This is a genomic window from Streptomyces sp. NPDC021019 (assembly GCF_044333295.1).
GTDB lineage: Bacteria > Actinomycetota > Actinomycetes > Streptomycetales > Streptomycetaceae > Streptomyces.
In genome coordinates this window covers 6,583-18,697 of sequence record NZ_JBIRQR010000003.1, presented here as the reverse complement: position 1 = coordinate 18,697, position 12,115 = coordinate 6,583, and the positions used below count along the sequence as shown (strand labels likewise).

10 protein-coding genes are annotated in these 12,115 nt (G+C 74.5%); all 10 read left to right on the top strand.

Annotated elements, in window-relative coordinates; genetic code table 11:
- The first annotated feature begins 61 nt into the window (after positions 1–61).
- The 10 genes from ACH4RG_RS17605 to ACH4RG_RS17560 are packed head-to-tail and all read left to right on the top strand — an operon-like array spanning position 62 to position 12,083.
- Positions 62–1,030, top strand: coding sequence for a ketoacyl-ACP synthase III (locus tag ACH4RG_RS17605; RefSeq protein WP_397917268.1), 969 nt, complete (start codon positions 62–64; stop codon positions 1,028–1,030).
- Complete coding sequence (locus ACH4RG_RS17600) at positions 1,023–1,934, top strand: SDR family NAD(P)-dependent oxidoreductase (RefSeq protein WP_397926958.1); 912 nt, start codon at positions 1,023–1,025, stop codon at positions 1,932–1,934. The genes ACH4RG_RS17605 and ACH4RG_RS17600 overlap by 8 nt, the downstream gene beginning before the upstream one ends.
- Entirely contained in the window at positions 1,931–2,755 is an 825-nt protein-coding gene (locus ACH4RG_RS17595; protein WP_397917266.1) for an SDR family NAD(P)-dependent oxidoreductase, read from the top strand. The genes ACH4RG_RS17600 and ACH4RG_RS17595 overlap by 4 nt, the downstream gene beginning before the upstream one ends.
- Positions 2,752–4,140, top strand: coding sequence for a beta-ketoacyl synthase N-terminal-like domain-containing protein (locus tag ACH4RG_RS17590; protein ID WP_397917265.1), 1,389 nt, complete (start codon positions 2,752–2,754; stop codon positions 4,138–4,140). Before ACH4RG_RS17595 ends, ACH4RG_RS17590 begins: the two co-directional genes overlap by 4 nt.
- A complete protein-coding gene (locus tag ACH4RG_RS17585; protein ID WP_397917264.1) occupies positions 4,130–5,410 on the top strand; it encodes a beta-ketoacyl synthase in 1,281 nt (426 codons plus the stop codon). Before ACH4RG_RS17590 ends, ACH4RG_RS17585 begins: the two co-directional genes overlap by 11 nt.
- On the top strand, positions 5,407–7,008 hold the full coding sequence (locus tag ACH4RG_RS17580) for an SDR family NAD(P)-dependent oxidoreductase (RefSeq protein ID WP_398539794.1): 1,602 nt from the start codon (positions 5,407–5,409) through the stop codon (positions 7,006–7,008). Before ACH4RG_RS17585 ends, ACH4RG_RS17580 begins: the two co-directional genes overlap by 4 nt.
- Positions 7,005–7,820 (top strand): SDR family oxidoreductase, encoded by an 816-nt coding sequence (locus tag ACH4RG_RS17575; protein ID WP_398539793.1) that lies wholly within the window; start codon positions 7,005–7,007, stop codon positions 7,818–7,820. The genes ACH4RG_RS17580 and ACH4RG_RS17575 overlap by 4 nt, the downstream gene beginning before the upstream one ends.
- Entirely contained in the window at positions 7,820–9,529 is a 1,710-nt protein-coding gene (locus ACH4RG_RS17570; protein ID WP_397917261.1) for a CocE/NonD family hydrolase, read from the top strand. The genes ACH4RG_RS17575 and ACH4RG_RS17570 overlap by 1 nt, the downstream gene beginning before the upstream one ends.
- Positions 9,526–11,193 carry an ATP-dependent acyl-CoA ligase gene (locus ACH4RG_RS17565; RefSeq protein WP_397926954.1) on the top strand — a complete coding sequence of 556 codons (1,668 nt, stop codon included), beginning with the start codon at positions 9,526–9,528 and terminating at the stop codon, positions 11,191–11,193. The genes ACH4RG_RS17570 and ACH4RG_RS17565 overlap by 4 nt, the downstream gene beginning before the upstream one ends.
- Positions 11,190–12,083, top strand: coding sequence for an enoyl-CoA hydratase/isomerase family protein (locus ACH4RG_RS17560; RefSeq protein ID WP_397926952.1), 894 nt, complete (start codon positions 11,190–11,192; stop codon positions 12,081–12,083). Before ACH4RG_RS17565 ends, ACH4RG_RS17560 begins: the two co-directional genes overlap by 4 nt.
- Positions 12,084–12,115 lie beyond the last annotated feature (32 nt).

The following is a 12,115-nucleotide window of genomic DNA, read 5'->3' as shown; positions in this document are numbered from 1 at the left end:
GGCCGGTTCCCCAGCCGCCGGGCGTCCCCCGGCCCCACCGCACAGTACGGGAAGACGAGAGATGGACGACGAGACCTCCCTGTGGCGCGAGAGCGGACTGCGCCTGTCCGGATTCGGGCACTACTACCCACGTCTCCTGGTGGAGAACGAGAGCGCCGAGGCCCCCGCGGGCAACGCGGTGGACGAAGCCGTCATCGGCCGCCTCGACGTCCGCAGCCGCCATGTGGCGGACGAGGAGGAGACCCCCGCGTACATGGGGGTGCGCGCCGCCCGTGCGGCCATGGAGCAGGCGGGCATCACCGCCGACGAGGTGGACCTGCTGATCCTCAGCAACTGGACGGACCGCCAGTTCGTCCCCGAGTGGGCCCCGCACACCGCGCACCTGCTGGGCGCCGACCGGGCGCTCGCCTTCGACGTGTGCGGCGCCTGTACGGGGTTCGTGCACGGGGTCCAGACGGCGGCGGCGCATCTCGGTACGCACGCCACCTGGCGCCACGCGCTGGTCGTCTCCAGCGAGCGGTTCTCGCGCCGGGTGCGCCCGGGCAGCAAGGGCGAGCTGATCGTGGGCGACGCGGCCGGCGCGGCCGTGGTGTCGCGCGGCGCCGGGCCGGGCGCCGGCCTGTGGGACTCGCTGCTGATCAGCGACGGCTCCGGCCGCGAGACGGTCACCGTGTACCCGCCCAACGGGTGGATCAAGAGCAGCCGCGAGCTGGTCTCCATCGCCGCCGACTCCCACGCCGATCTGGCCGCCCGGATGCTGGCCCGCTCGGGAACGAAGATGGACGAGATCGACTGGGTGGTGCCGCACCCGGGAACGGGCCAGCTGCACACCGCCGTACGGGAGCGTCTCGGCATCCCGGAGGAACGCTTCGTCACCAACTACGAGACCCGGGCGAACACCGGCAGCGCCTCGGTACCGATCGTCCTCTCGGAGATGACGCGCGAGGGCAGGCTGAAGGCCGGGGACCTCTGCTACACGCCCACGGTGGGCTCGGGCTGGTACTACGGAGGGCTGCTCTTCCGTGTCTGAGCAGACAACGACAACGGTGCCGCGCACCGGCGTTCGCGGCACCGCCCTGGTCACCGGCGGCAGCCGGGGCCTCGGCTCCGCCATCGCCCGCCATCTGGCCGCCGTCGGCTGGCACACCGTGATCTGCGGGCGCGACCCGGAGAGCCTGGACGCCGGGGTGAAGGCGGCGGCCGACGACGGGCTCGTCCTGCACGCCGTGCGGGCGGACGTCACCGACGAGCGGTCGGTGGCCGCACTCTTCGAGCGGCTGGCCGAGGACGCCCCGCCGCTCGGGCTCTGCGTCAACAACGCGGGGAACAACTTCTCCCGCCGCCTGGTGAGCGTCAAGGAACGGAGCGACGGCCCGCCGCTGCTCTCCCCGCACCCGCTGGAGGACTTCGAGCGGGTGGTGACGTCCCTGCTCACCGGCACCTTCCTCGTCGGCCGCCACGCGGCGCAGGCGATGCTGACCGCCGGCACGCCCGGGGCGATCGTCAACATCTCCTCCACGGTCCGGCACGGCGCGTACGGGCAGTCGGCGTACTGCGCGGCCAAGTCCGGGGTGGAGGCGCTGACCCGCACCTGGGCGACCGAGCTGGGCGAGTACGGCATCCGGGTCAGCGCGGTGGCTCCCGGCGTCATCGACGGTGAGGCGCTGCGCCGCCGTTCGGCGGCGAACGAGCGGCACGCGGCCTACATGACCGACCTCCGGCGCCATGTGCCGCTGCGCCGCTGGTGCGACGAGAGGGACGTGGCCGAGGCGGTCGCCTTCGCCGCCGACAACCCCTCGGTGACCGGCACCGTGCTGGAGGTCGACGCGGGCGGACTCCCCGCCCGCGTCCTGCCCCCGGCCGGCCGGACCCCCACAACGCGTACGACGGCCGCGGCGGCGGACCTCCCCGAGAAAGCGGAGAAAACAGCATGACCAGCGGCTTCGCACCCACCCTGCTCCAGGGCAGGACCACCTTTCTGACCGGAGCCAGCAGCGGGATCGGCGCCGTCCTGGCGACGATGCTCGCCGCCCACGGCTCCAGCGTGGCGCTCATGGCCCGCAGCGAGAAGGAGCTCCGGCTGCTGGCCGAGCGGATCGAGGCGGACGGGGGGCGGGCGGTGGCGGTCCCCGGTGACCTCACCGACGGCGCCAGTGTGCGCGCCGCCGTCCGCGAGGCCGAGGAACGGCTCGGCCCGATCGACCGGCTGGTGCACTGCGCGGGCGAGGCCCGCAACCAGGCGTTCCTGTGCGACCAGGACGAGGAGCAGTGGACGGCCACCCTCGACATCAACCTGCTGGGGGCCTTCCGGGTCGCCCGTGCGGTGGTGCCGGGGATGATGGAGCGCCGCGAGGGCAACATCGTGATGGTCTCCTCCATCGCCGGGAAGCGCGGGCTGCCCGCCAACACCTCCTACTGCGCTTCGAAGTTCGGGCTCAACGGCATGACGCAGGCGCTCGCCTCCGAGCTGGGCTCCTTCGGCGTGCGGGTCAACGCGGTCTGCCCCGGGCTCACCGACAGCCCCGCCGCCACGGACGGCGGACGGTACGGCGACGCCTTCATGTCCGCCATCGCCAAGCACCACGGCCCCCCGGACCTGACCTGGGAGCGGTACCTCAAACGCGCGGTCAACAGCACCATCCTGCGCCGCCTGGTGCGCCCCGAGGAGATCGCGGCCCAGGTGCTGTTCCTGCTCTCCGACCTCTCCGGCGGGATGACCGGACAGGCCGTCAACGTGGACGCGGGGGCTCTGTGAGCAAGGAGTACGGTCCGGGTAAGGGCGAACCGCCCCTGCCGGAGCAGCTGCTGGGTCCCGCGGCGCGCCCCTGGGCCGCCGGCCCCCGGGACGCGCTGGTCACCGGGATGGGCTTCTGCCTGCCCGGGGCGGGCGACGAGCCGGTGCGCACGGCCGAGCAGGTCTGGGCGACCGCCTCCACCGGGACCAGCCATGTCGAGCGCGGCGGCTTCCACCACGGGACCGTACGCGGCGCCCGCGAGGCGTTCGGGGAGCTGCTGCCGGACATACCGGCCCGCTATCTGCGCAGCTACGCCGACGTCCACCTCTACGGGCTGATCTCGCTGGCCGAGGCCTGCGCCGACGCCGGACTCGACCACGGGGCGGGCGAGTTGCGGGGGGCGGACGTCCTGACCGCCCGGGCCGGGGTGGACAGCAACTACGACAGCTACCGCGCGTGGCACGACGCCGATCCGGCGACGGTCAGCCCGGCGGACGCCAAGTCCCTCTTCGTACGGCTCCTGGTGGCGGGCACCTCCAGCGATGTCGGCCCCGTCCAGGCCGCGTTGCTGGGATCCACCGGCGCCAACTACACGGTGAGCTGCGGCTGCGCCTCCTCCTCGGTGCTGCTCGGCATCGCCCGCATGATGATCGCCTCGGGCCAGAGCGACCTGGTCGTGGTCACCGGGGTGGACCGCTTCGACACCGAACGGGTGCTGCACGGACACCGGTTGCGGGAGGTCGTCGAGCGCGAGGGAGTGGCGGTGCGGCACAACAGCGATCCGCCGGCCGCTCCCCGTCACGACCGGCCGATGCGCCCGTACGACGCGGCGGGCGACTGCATGAACTACGGCGACGGCTCGGTGACCCTGATCCTGGAGAGCCGCGAACACGCCGCCGCCCGCGGCGCCCGGACGCACGGAGCGGTCCTCGGCCACGCCACCACGCGCGGAGGCCTGAACAGCGCCGTCGCCATCGACACCGGCGGTACGGGGCTGGCCGAGGCGGCCCGCCGCGCCCTGGGCGACCACACCTCGCTGGGGCGGATTCCCTACGTGAACGGGGGCGGCGAGGGCGACGCGCTGTTCACCCGGATCGAGTCCAACGCCGTCCGTACCCTGTGGGGCGAGAAGTCCGAGCACGTGCTGGTGAGTTCGCAGGAGGCGTGCTTCGGGCACAGCGGTGCTCCGCTCGGCAATCTGGGCACGGCGCTGACGCTGATGATGATGCGCGAGGGAGAGGTCTGCCCCACGGCCAACTGCGTGACCCCGTCGCCCGTCTGTACCTTCGACCCGGTCCCGGGAACGAGGACGCGCGCACTGGGCTTCGACCGGGCGCTGAGCTTCAACTACCAGGTGGGCGGGGTCAACAGCGCACTGCTGCTGGGAGGTGGCGATGTCCGCTGAGCTGCCCCTGCTGCGGCTTTCCGGCGCCGGGTTCGTCCTGCCGGGGCCGGACGGCCGCGCCTGCACCGACCTGGACACCTTCTGGGGCGTGGTGCGCGACGGGGCGAGCTGCCTCTCCCCGTACGCGCACCCCGAGCTCCCCCTCCGTATCGCCGGAACCGTGAACGGCTGGGATCCGGAGGCCGAACTCCCGCTGTCGGAGCGGCAGATACGTCGCTCCTCACGCGCCGGGCTGATGGCCACGGGTGCGGTGCACCGGGCGCTGGAGCACGCCGGGCTGAGCTCGGACGACCTCGATCCGGACCGTACCGCGCTCGTCGCCTGCTCGCTCCAGTTCGCGTTCCCGGAGACCGAGCGCTACTACGACCTGGCCCGGGACAAGGGGGTCGCCGCCCTCGGCATGGAGTACTGGCTCAACGGGACCCCGCCCAGCGTGGTGGGCACCGTGGCCTCCGGCCTCCGACTGCCGTGTCAGACGTTGAGCGTGGCGGGCTCCTGCAATGTGGCGCTGCGGACCCTCCACCTCGTCCAGCAGATGTTCCGGTGCGGGGACATCGACCGCGCGATCGTCGTCGGCGTGGACACCACGGTGGACCCGGTCTTCGTGGCGGGCACCAGCCACACCGGGCGCAGCGGCTACCGCGCGTCCTCGCTCTCCGACGACCCCGCCGACGTCCGGCCGCACGACGAGATCCAGACCGGCAACGCCACCGGGGAGGGCGCGCTCGCCGTCGTCCTGGAGGACCCGGCGGCGACCGGGAACCGCCCGGGGCTGCTGCACCGCGCGCATCTGCGCACCTCGCGCTCCAACGGCCCCTCCACCGTCGCCACCGGACCTCCCGCCAACGTGGTGGGCGACGTACTGGCCACGCTGGCTTCGGCCCGGCGCGGCCCGGGCGACCTGGCGTTCGTCAACGACTACGCGGACGGCAACCGGTTCGTCGAGGACCACCTGTGCCAGGCGCTCGCCGGGGTGAGGGAGGCGGCCGGGTACGGCGGCGAACTGCGGCTGACCAACCAGGAGGCGGTCTTCGGGCATGTCGCCGGGACCGGCGGCCTGGTCAAACTCCTCGGCAGCCTCCTCATGCTGCGCCACGGCCGTATCGCCCCCAGCGCCAACACCCTGGTCCCGTACGCGGGTCTGCCGGGCGATCCGGTGCTCGCGGGGGGCCTGGCGACCGGCGGCGACAGCGCCCTGGTGCTCGCCTCCGGGGCGGGCGGCGACGCCACGAGCATGGTCATCGAATACGAAGGCGGCGACTTGCCATGACCCACGTCCACAGCACGGCGACACGGCCCGGGACGGCCTCCGGAGGAGACCCGTCGCGGGCGCCGGTCAGCACCCGCGTGGTCGTCGACGCCGCCGGGGGCGACGGCCCTGCCGCCGGGGCCCTCTCCGACGCGCTCACCGCGCTCGGCCTCGCCCCGGAGGCTCCGGCCCCCGAGGCACCGGACACCGACCGCGCCGATTCCGGCGCCCCCGCCCCGGCCGCCTACTGCGCGCTGCTGCTCGGCGAGGAGGCGTACGGCGCCGGCCCCTCGCCGGGGCTGGAGCGCGCACGTGTCCGGGCCGCCGCACTGGCGATGGCGGCGGCGGGCCGGGGACGGCTCGTCCTGGTGACCGACGCGACGGGCGAGACGCACGCCGGAACCGACCCCGACCGGTACGCGCGGCTCGCCGCCGACCGGGCCTGGTGGCAGCACCTGGTCACCGAGGTGGCCGGGCGCGGCGTCAACGGCAACACCGTGGTCACCGGCTACTCCCCCGGCCTGGGTCACCGGCTGTCCGCCGTGGCCGAGGCCGGACTGCTGCGCTATCTCGTGCAGCGCCGGGCCACCACGGCCGCCGATGTGGCGGCCGCCGTCGCCTTCCTGCTCTCCGAGGGGTGCTCGTATCTGGTCGGCGAGACCCTGCCGGTCGACGGAGGCGCGGGCCTCGGCCAGATCCCGTCCCTGCCCGCCGGCCCGCCGCCCACCGCCCCCGCGCCGCGCCGCGGTGCTCCGCGGGAGCAGCCGCCGCCGGAGCCGGTGACCGGCCAGGACCTCCTGGGCCACAAGGTGCTGGTGGCGGGTGCGAGCAGCGGCATCGGCCGGGCCGCAGCCCTGCACCTGTCCGGACGCGGGGCCGACGTGATCCTGGCCGCCCGCCGGACGCAGGCGCTGGAGGAGGTCGCCGCCGAGATCGAGGCCGGGGGCCGGCAGGCCTGGACCCTGCGCTGCGACCTCTCCGACGCCGAGGACGCCGCTTCCCTGGGCGAACGGGCCTGGAAAGCGGCCGACGGCGTCACCGCCCTGCTGTACGCGGCGGGGCACCTGGGGTTCAGTCCGGTCGGCGGCGATCCCGCTTCCGCCGCCCGGACCTTCGCGGTGAACCTGCACAGCTTCGTCGCCGTCACCGAGTACCTGGCGGCCCGCTGGCGGGACGAGAAGACGCCCGGCGCGGTGGTCGGGGTCTCCTCGGTCAGCTCCACGCTCAGCCCGGTGGCGGGCCTGGAGTACTACGGGGCGAGCAAGGCCGCGATGGCGCAGTACATCCGCTGCCTCGCCGTCTCGGTGGGCCGCCACGGCATCCGCGCCAACTGCCTGGCCCCGGGCATCATCGAGACGCCGATGGGCGACGCGGCGGGACCCGACCACCGGCGCGGCTGGATCAGCCGGATACCGGCCGGGCGGGTCGGCGACCCGCGCGAGGTGGCGGCGGTCCTCGGCTACCTGCTGAGCGGCTCGGCCTCCCGGGTGACCGGCGCCGTGCTGCGCGCGGACGGCGGCTTCGGCCTCGGCGACGTGGCTCCGCTGCGGCCGGGTTACCCGGAACCGGCCTCCCCGCAACCCGCGTTCCCGGTGCTGACGGAGGTGGAGAACCGGTGAGCGCCGACGCGGAGAATGGCGGCGCCCCGGTCGCCCTCGTCGCCGGCGCCTCGTCCGGGATCGGGGCCGCCGTCGCCCGCCGACTGGCGACACGCGGCAGCGCCGTGGCGCTGGTCGGGCGGCGGGAGGCCGAGTTGAAGGAGGTCGCGGAGTCGATCCGCGCGGCCGGGGGAACCGCGCTGTCGCTCGCCCTGGACCTGGCCGAGCCGGGCGCCCCCGCCGAGGCGGTCGCCGCCACCGCCGCCGGGCTGGGGCCGGTCGGGCTGCTGGTGTGCAGCGCGGGCGCCATCCGGCTGGCCGCCGTCCACGAGACGGAGGAGCGGCACTGGGAGCGGCAGTTGCGGGTGAACCTCACGGTGCCGTTCCTGCTGGCCCGCGAGGTGCTGCCCGGCATGCGGGAGCGAGGCTTCGGCTGGGTCGTGAACATCGGCTCCGGCGTCGGCTCGGAGGTGGTGCCGGGCAGCGGCGGCTACGGCGTCAGCAAGCACGCCGTGCACCGGCTGACCGAACTGATCCACGAGGAGAACCGCGACCTCGGGATCCGCGCGGTCACCGTCGCCCCGGGCTGGGTCTCCACCCGGCTCGCGGCCCGGCCCGCCGACCTCGGGGTGCCCGAGGAGGAGGTGCTGGACGCGGAGGACATCGCGGACACCGTCGGGTGGCTGCTGGACCGTCCGGCCCGGATGAGCGTCGGCCCGCTGATCCGCGTCGAGCCCTCGGCGAGCCGGGCCGCCGCCGGTGACGCCATGACCCGCCATCTGACCCTCTCCCGCGCCGAGGGCGCCGGACCGGACGCCAAGGAGGCCCCCTGATGGGCAGGACCACCCTCATCGAACACGACGTGCCGGTGGAGATGCGCGACGGGACGGTGTTGCGGGCCGATGTGTGGCGCGCCGCCGATGGACCGGCCTCGCCCGCCGTGCTCTTCCGCACCCCGTACGGCAAGTCCCCGCTGGGTCTCGCCACACTCACCCCGGCCCAGTGCGTGGACCGGGGGTACGCGGCGGTCGTGCAGGACACCCGGGGCCGGTTCGGCTCGGAGGGAGAGTGGGCGCCGCTGGACTGGTCCCAGGAGGGGCCTGACGGGTACGACACCGTCGAGTGGACCGCCGGGCAGCCGTGGTGCGACGGGAACGTGGCCATGGCGGGGACCTCGTACCAGGCGATCGTCCAGTGGCTGGCCGCGATGGAGAAGCCGCCGCATCTGCGGGCCATCGCGCCCACCATGTCCACCTCGGCCCCCTTCGACGCCGAGCAGCTCGGCGGCTTCCTGCGGCTGGACCACCTCACGAGCTGGCTCGGCCTGACCGCGCTGGAGTGGGTGCAGCGCCGGGCGGCGGCGGGCGACCCGGTGGACGGGGCGGTCGTCGCCGAGGTCGTGCAGCTGCTCACCTCACCCGAAGTTCCGCTACGCCGCTGGCCGTTGTCGACCATCCTCGACTTCGAGGGGTTCCCCGGCCGGCTGCGGGACATCTTCGCGGGGCGGGTGGCGACGGTGGCCGACTACCACCTCGGCGAGGTCGGTGTGCCCACCTTCTCGGTCGGCGGCTGGTACGACGTGTTCTCCCACGGCACGATCGAGCTGCACCGCGCCATGCGCGCCCAGGACCCGGTGGCGGGACGGCACGAGCTGGTCGTCGGACCCTGGGTGCACTCCGGTCAACTGCCTCAGGTGCAGGGCGAGGTGAACACGGGGCCCTACGGTTCGGCGCAGGGCGCGCGGTTGGCCGATCTGCACCTGGACTTCTTCGACCGCCATCTGCGGCCGGCCGGGGGGACGACGGGCCGGGACTCCGGCGGGGACGTGCGGTACTTCCTCTTCGGCGACGACGCCTGGCACCGGGCCGCGAGCTGGCCGCCGCCCGAGGCCGTCGACGCGCCCTGGTACCTGGCGGGTCCGGTCGACGGCGACGGGGGCGGCAGGCTGCTGCCCGCGCCGCCCCAGGAGGCCCCGGGCCACGACGCGTTCACCTACGACCCGGAGGACCCGGTGCCCTCGCACGGCGGACGGGTGCTCCAGCTCGGCAGGCTGGCGGCGGGCCCGCTCAACCAGGCGCATCTGGAGGGCAGGCCGGACGTGCTCTGCTACACCTCCGAACCGCTCACGGAGGCGCTGGACGTCGTCGGCCGGCAGCGGCTGCGGCTCCGCTTCGGCTCGGACGCGTCCGCCACCGCCGTGGTCGCCAAGCTCACCGACGTACACCCGGACGGGCGTTCGCTGCTCGTGGCCGAGGCCAGCCTCCGGCTGGAAGCCGGCGGGGACGGCCCCCGGGACGAGCCCTACGAGGCCGATCTGCTGCTCGGGGACACCGCGTGGCGCTTCGCCCCCGGGCATCGGCTGCGAGTCCACGTCACCAGCAGCAACTTCCCCCATCTGGACCGGCACCCCAACATCCCGGGCCCGGTCGGCGAGGCGGAGCACTGCCGCACCGCCCGCCAGTCGGTCTGGTACGGAGGCCCGTACGAGAGCGTGCTGCGGCTGCGGATCCTGCCCGCGACGAGCACCGGGGAGTCCGCGTGATCGACGATGTGCTCGACCCGGCGTCCGCCGCCGTGCCCACGGCGGAGCAGTGCGTGCTGGGCCCCCTGCTCAGGCGCCGGGCAGCGGCCACGCCTACGGCGCCGTACGCGCTGATGCCGGACGGTGGCACCTGGACGTACGCGCGCACCCTCCGGGAGACCGAGGAGACGGCCGCCGCGCTCCAGGCGCTGGGCGTCGTCCCGGGCGAACTGGTGCTGAGCTGGCTGCCCAACGGACCCGACGCCCTGCGCGCCTGGTACGGGGTCAACCTGGCGGGCGCGGTCCTGGTCCCGCTCAACATCGCCTACCGGGGCGCGATCCTGCGTCAGGTGATCGCCGACAGCGGAGCCGAGGTGCTGATCTGCCGGCCGTCGCTGGCGACCCGGCTGGAGGAGTCGGACGACGGTATGGGGGCGGTGCGCACGGTGGTCCTGCTGCCGGGGCCCGAGGACGCGCCCCAGGACGTGGCGGCGCTCGCCGGGCGGCTGGCCACGCGCTTCCGGGTGGAGACCGGACTGCGCGCGGACCGGGCGGAGTTCGCCGAGCCGGTGCCCGCGCCGCGGCCGTGGGACCCGCAGACCGTCATCTACACCTCCGGGACGACCGGCCCGTCCAAGGGCGTCGTCTCCTCCTACGCGCACCTGTACAGCAGTTGTACCGCCGCCTTCCACGGCATGGCCGGGCCGGAGGACCGCTATCTGCTGCAACTGCCGCTGTTCCACGCCGGCGGCACGATCGGCGCGTACGGGATGCTGGTGCACGGCGGTTCGGTGACGGTCGTGCCCGCGTTCACCACCGCCGAGTTCTGGCCGCTGATCCGGCGGACGGGGACGACCCTGTGCACGCTGCTCGGCGTGATGGCGACCTATCTGCTCAAGCAGCCGCCGCTGCCGCAGGACACCGCGCACCCGCTGCGGGCGGCCTACGTCATCCCGTTCACCGAGGGGGCGACGGAGTTCTCCAAGCGGTTCGGGGTCCCGGTCCGCGCGCTGTTCAACATGACCGAGGTGTCGTGTCCGGTGCTCTCCGCGCCGGACCGGCACCCCGGCGTACCGATGCACTGCGGGGAGCCCCGGCCGGGCATCGCCGCGCGGGTCGTCGACGACCACGACCGTGAGGTGGCGGCCGGCGAGGCGGGCGAGCTGGTGCTGCGCGCGGACCGTCCGTGGTCGTTCCTCAGCGGCTACCTCGGCCGGCCCGCCGAGACGGCCGCCGTCTGGCGCAACGGCTGGTTCCACACCGGGGACACCTTCCGCCGCGCCCCGGACGGCGGGCTGGTCTTCGTGGACCGCAAGAAGGACGCCATCCGCCGGCGCGGCGAGAACATCTCCTCCTTCGAGGTGGAGGCGCAGGCGGTGGCCCACCCGGGGGTGCTGGAGGCGGCGGCGGTGGCGGTGCCCGGCGACGAGGGCGAGGACGAGGTGCTGCTGGTGGTGGCGGGCCGCGACCCCTCGGCCCCGGTCGACCCGGCGGCGCTGCTGGAGTTCCTGCGGGAGCGGCTGGCCCACTTCATGCTGCCGCGCTACATCCGGGTGCTGCCCGAGCTCCCGAAGACCCCCACCGGCAAGCCGACCAAGCACACGCTGCGCGCCGAGGGCGTGGTGGCGGGGACGTGGGACCGCGAGGCCGCGGGCATCCGGATACGCAGGGAGAAGATCGTATGAGCCAGGAAGCATCGCGGGCGGGCCAGGAGCCCCCGGCCGAGTGGGCGGGGGCGGCGACCGAGTCGTTCGCGCACTTCGCCGACCGGGTGGACACCAAGGAGGACGTACCGCTGCGGGCCTCGCTGGAGGGCGGGGTCGCCACTCTGACGCTGGACCGGCCGCACCGCCGCAACAGCCTCGACCTGACGCTCTCCCGCCATCTGCTGCTCGGTCTGATGTGCGCGGGCGACGACCCCCGGGTGCGTACGGTCGTGATCACCGGGAGCGGCGGGGCGTTCTGCGCGGGCGACGACGTCGGGAGCGTGCGGCGGTGGCGGCTGGGCGACCGGGCGGACACCCCCTTCGACCCGATCACCTCGGACGCCCACTACCTGCGGGTCTGCGAGGCGATCCTGCATCTGCCGAAGCCGGTGGTCGTGGGGCTGACCGGGGCGGCGGCGGGCGCCGGGGCGGAGATCGCCTGCGCCGCCGACTTCCGGCTGGCGGACACCCGTGCCTCGATCGGCAGTTGTCTGGCCGGGGTCGGGCATGTGGGGAACGTGGTCCTGATGTCCCGGCTGACCGGTCCGGCGCGGGCGACGGAGATCTACCTCACCGGGCGGATGGTCTCGGGGGCCGAGGCGGTGCACCTGGGACTGTTCGACCGGCTCTGCGAACCGGAGGATTTCGACCGCGAACTCGCCGCACTGGCGAGCCGGTTCGCGGCGCTGCCGACCGCTTCGGTGGGGCTGTTCAAGGAGTTGCGGGAGCGGAGCTGGGGGCAGCCGGCCGAGTACGGGCTGCGGCTCCAGGACACGTACCACCTGAAGACACACGCAACGGTGGCCGACGCCCGGGAGGGGATGGCCGCGTTCGCGGAGAAGCGGCCGCCCCGCTTCACCGGCGCCTGACCGGTCCCGGGAGCCCCGTCCGGTACCGGCCC